The 1,552-nt window shown below is 66.7% G+C and carries 1 protein-coding gene; it reads right to left on the reverse strand.

Features of this window, described 5'->3' with window-relative positions; all coding sequences use genetic code 11:
- Nucleotides 1-419 precede the first annotated feature (419 nt).
- The gene (locus DYY66_RS06330; protein WP_166287182.1) at nucleotides 420-1,511 is read right to left on the reverse strand and encodes an IS5 family transposase; all 1,092 of its coding nucleotides are present in this window, start codon (nucleotides 1,509-1,511) and stop codon (nucleotides 420-422) included.
- Nucleotides 1,512-1,552 lie beyond the last annotated feature (41 nt).

Raw genomic sequence — 1,552 nt, forward strand, 5'->3', positions numbered from 1 at the left:
GCGCAGCCATTGACTGACCGCATAACCCGGATGGCGGGTGGTGCGCGCGTCGAGCGCGGAACCCCCCGGCCGCGCGTGATTCTGGGCCACGTGCGGGGTGATCTTGAGCGCGCGGCACGACGCGACGAAGCCGTGCGTATCGTAGCCCTTGTCCCCAGCCAAAGTAATGCGGCCCCGGCCCGCCAGCCGCTCGTCGGCCATCGCCTCCGCCGCGCGCCGCTCAGCTCTGCCGTCGGCCGGCTCGACCTGAAAGTCGACCAGCAGGAAATTGCGGTTCTCGGCCAGCGCGTTGGCCGAGTAGCAAAGCTTGGCCTCTTTGCCCNCATCGCTGTTTGGGTCCGGGTAAGTCAGGGTTAAGCTCTACTCGGCGGCGGCTTTTTATCCGCTGCGCGGGGTGGAGGAGGTGTGAGACCGCTGCTTCATGCGGGAGCCGGGCTGAGCTTGGCGATTCGAATCAGGTTGTAGGCGGCGGCGACCAGGTAGGCGTGCATCTGCACCCGCTCGCGGCCGCGATAGCGAGTCTTGCGCAGGCCGCCGATGGTCTTCATCCAGCCGAAGGCCTCCTCGACCTGCTTGCGGATCCATTGACTGACGGAGTAACCCGGATGCCGCACGGTGCGCGCGTCGAGTGCGGAGCCGCCCCGCCGCGCCTGGTTGCGCGCCACATGCGGGGTGATCGCAAGCGCGCGGCAGTCGGCCACAAAGTCGCTGGTGTCATAGCCCTTGTCCCCGCCCAGCGTGACCCGCCGGCGGCCGGGCAAGCGTTCATCGACCATCGCGATGGCCGCGCGCCGCTCGGCGTAGCCGTCGGCCGGTTCGACTTGGAAGTCCACCAACAGGGCGTGGCGGTTCTCCATCAGCGCGTTGGCCGAGTAGCAAAGCTTGGCCTCCTTGCCCGCGCCCTTCTTGGCCAGTTGGGCCTCGGGGTCGGTGGTGGACTGATGCGTCGCGTTGGAGCGGCGCTCGCCGTGGAAGTTCACCGTCGGGTTGCCTGGATCATCGGGCGGCTCACTCGGGCTGGCATCCTTGCGCTTGAAGCTCTTGAGCGAAGCCCACGCCTCGACCAGCGTCCCGTCCACCGTAAAGTGCTCGTCCGAGAGCAGCTTAAGCCCGCGCGCCTGTTCCACCACGGCGCGGAAGAACTCGCCCGCCACCTCGTGCTCCAACAACCGCGCGCGGTTGCGCGAAAAGGTCGAGTGGTCGAAGCTCGCCTCGTCGGCCTCCAGGTCCAGAAACCAGCGGAACAAAAAGTTGTAGTCCAGTTGCTCGCACAACAGCCGCTCGCTGCGCACCGTGTACAGCGCCATCAGCAAGGACGCCTTCAACAGCCGCTCGGGCGGAATCGACGGCCGCCCCACTGTGCTGTACATCTCATCGAACAGCGGCGAAAGCTGCGCCAGCGCCGCGTCTGCCACGGCTTTGATGCGCCGCAGCGGATGTCCCTTCGGCACCCGTTGCTCAGGATTGATTACGACCAGTATCGCCCGCTGCCGCCCATCCTCACCACGCATCCGCCACTTCCTCCTCCACCACCTGGATTACTCACTCAGAC

The sequence above is a fragment of the Candidatus Nitrosotalea sp. FS genome, from assembly GCF_011319475.1.
GTDB lineage: Archaea > Thermoproteota > Nitrososphaeria > Nitrososphaerales > Nitrosopumilaceae > Nitrosotalea.

Coding starts and splice junctions, on each gene's coding strand:
- DYY66_RS06330 (WP_166287182.1), bottom strand. CDS start 1,511: ATGCGTGGTGAGGATGGGCGGCAGCGGGCGATACTGGTCGTAATCAAT.